The following is a 3,082-nucleotide window of genomic DNA, read 5'->3' as shown; positions in this document are numbered from 1 at the left end:
TATCTATTGTCAGTGGGTAAGTCCTGTTTGTCATATCAAATCCGTTTAATTCGGTATAAAAAAATGTTCCATCTTCAACCATTACCAAATATTTCTCTATCTCCCCTACTCCCCTACTCCCTTACTCCCCTACTCCCCTACTCTTCAAAAACGTCCTAAATTTCCCATAATCTCACGGTTCCATCCTCGCTCCCAGTCGCTATCAATTTACTATCTGGACTAAAAGCAATACCCTTCACAGTATCTGTATGTCCAGCCAACACCTTAATTTCTGTAGCTGATTTTGTATCCCATAACTTGACAATACCATCCCTATCTCCAGCAGCCAAAAACCGACTATCAGGACTAATTGCAACACTCTCTACTGAGTTGTCATATCCTTCTAAAACTGTAACTTTATCCTGAGATGACATATTCCATAAATGCACTCGATCGCAATTACTAAAGCTCAGGAACTGACCATCGTTACCGATCGCAACATTATTTATGCAATTAACGCAACCCTCTAAAATCTTGATTTCTGTCTCAGAAGCAATATCCCATAACCTCACAGTACCATCATTGCTACCAGACGCCATAAACTTACCGTCAGAACTAAAAACAACACTTTGAATATAGTCTGTATGTCCCAAAAAACTTTTGACTACTTGCTTTGATGCAATTTCCCATAAACTTAGATGATGTTCTGAATTGATAAACGCTACTAATTTTAGGTCTGGACTGATAGCAATAATTTTCGGGCAACTATTGCGCGGTATCTGAATATAGGTTTCTGATTGATTTCCCCACAAGCAGATCAGATTAAAGTTACCATCAGAAATCTGACTACTGCCAAACACAAAATAATAATCATCTGAATTAGATGCAACTGTTTGCACCCACTCCATATCTGAGACTATTGTTTTGACCTTTTCTCCAGAAAGGATATTCCATAATTGGACTTGATTACGACTGACAACAGCCAGAAATTTTCCATCAGAAGTAAAAGCAACTTTTTTGATGAAAAAATTTGTTTGGGTTTCCAGAGTGGCAATGGTTTTTCCTGATGGAATTTCTGAAATATCTACTCTGTCGAAACTGCCGGCAGCAAATAATGCACCATTAGGACTAAAGGCGATACTACCAATATAACTAGGATGGCCGGGTAATGTCACTATCTTTGTTTGTGATGCCAAATCCCAGATTTGAGTGTCAGCAGCTAGGAGGCGACTGTCAGAGCTAATAGCAGCATTGTTATGCCATGAGTCGAGAAATTTTGATTCGGTTCCTGCTACCATATCCCATATTTGTAAATCATTACTCCCGCAAACAATTAATCTGCCGTCTGGACTAGAAAAGACAAAATTAGAGGGAAAGTCTGTTTCCCCTGCTATCGTTTTTACTTGAGTTGCGGATGCTATTTCCCAGACTATAACATCACCTATATCTATAAATGTAGCTGCTAGAAATTTACCATGGGAAGCGATCGCTACACTCACTACTTCTAACTCTTCTTCAGAATAAGATAATTCCATCGTTGGAGTTTCTGTTGTTGATGCTAAATTCCAAAACCTGACAGTACCTTTATTATCTCCACAGGCAAGAAATTGACCTTGAGAACTAATGGCGATACAAGTTATTGTTATATCATCGTCAGTTTGTATTTGCAGTTGTCGTAAAAGTTGCCTTTGCCGTAAATCCCAAATATAAATTTTTTGACCCCAACCTAATGCTAGTGTTGTACCATCGTGACTTATTGTGCCACATTTTGCCGGGGAGTCGATATCCCACAGTCGTTGCCAATTATTGATTTTGTATAAGCTCGTACCACCACTGGCGCAGATTACTAATAAATCGTTATTCAGGAATTTGATTTTGTAGATATGTCCCAAGGCTATTCGTTGAGCAATTCCTGCTTCTTTTAAGCTAGGTAAAACTACTTGCAATTGATTGGAGTGAGTGTACATTTTCAGCAGCTAAATATAGGGGGATATAAGAGAAATATTATCTCAATTTTCAATTTAGCAAAATTTTGGGCCACTCAAGAGTTTTATAGGGCTAGGCAACAGGCAACAGGCAACAGGCAACAGGCAACCCACCCCTAACCCCTCCGGTGGAGGCAGGGCTGTTTCATTCTCAATAGACACGGGGACACGGAGACACGGAGACACGGGGATGGAGGCTTTTAAGCGGCGTTAAACCAAATATCCTCTCAGAGCTTAAAGACGCTTATTGGCTGAAAAATAGGCAAATTTTTGCAAATTTCACTGTTCCACTATCTCCTAATCTCCCGTTCTCCATAAATCCTTAATCTACAATACTTTAAAACAGCCCTGCTCCCAGGAGGGGAATAAATTGCTTATAATATAAGACTTTTAGCTATTTGGCCCCTCCTGCAATTTGTAAATATACCAGCGCTCATTGCTATATTAGTATTTTGAGCCTACAACAGCCAAAAACCTTGCACTTTTTCAGCTTAGTTTTTGGTTTGAGACATACTCAGAATATAAGGCAATATTTTTGTTGATTCATTCCTTCTGTCTTTCTTGGTGGGAAAACTATAACGTCTTAGTTTTTGGTTTGAGACATACTCAGAATATAAGGCAATATTTTTGTTGATTCATTCCTTCTGTCTTTCTTGGTGGGAAAACTATAACGTCTTAGTTTTTGGTTTGAGACAAACTCAGAATATAGGGCAATATTTTTGTTGATTCATTCCTTCTGTCTTTCTTGGTGGGAAAACTATAACGTCTTAGTTTTTGGTTTGAGACAAACTCAGAATATAGGGCAATATTTTTGTTGATTCATTCCTTCGGTGTTTCGGTAGTGGGAAAAACTACAACGTCTTAGTTTTTGGTTTGAGAAGGAAATCAGAATATAGTGCAATATTTTTGTTGATTCATTCCTTCGGTGTTTCGGTAGTGGGAAAACTATAACGTCTTAGTTTTTGGTTTGAGAAGGAAATCAGAATATAGGGCAATATTTTTGTTGATTCATTCCTTCGGTGTTTCGGTAGTGGGAAAACTATAACGTCTTAGTTTTTGGTTTGAGAAGGAAATCAGAATATAGGGCAATATTTTTGTTGATTCATTCCTTCGGTGTT

1 protein-coding gene is annotated in these 3,082 nt (G+C 38.3%); it reads right to left on the bottom strand.

Annotation, left to right across the window (positions count from 1 at the left end):
* Window positions 1-155: 155 nt before the first annotated feature.
* Window positions 156-1,946, bottom strand: a complete 1,791-nt coding sequence (locus tag F6K54_RS42425; RefSeq protein WP_293090489.1) for a WD40 repeat domain-containing protein — start codon at window positions 1,944-1,946, stop codon at window positions 156-158.
* Window positions 1,947-3,082: the final 1,136 nt, after the last annotated feature.

Source organism: Okeania sp. SIO3B5 (assembly GCF_010692555.1).
In the GTDB taxonomy this organism is placed as follows: Bacteria; Cyanobacteriota; Cyanobacteriia; order Cyanobacteriales; family Microcoleaceae; genus Okeania.
The sequence above is the reverse complement of the archived record's forward strand: the minus strand, read 5'-3'. Positions and strand labels throughout refer to the sequence as shown.

Coding starts and splice junctions, on each gene's coding strand:
- F6K54_RS42425 (WP_293090489.1), bottom strand. CDS start 1,946: ATGTACACTCACTCCAATCAATTGCAAGTAGTTTTACCTAGCTTAAAA.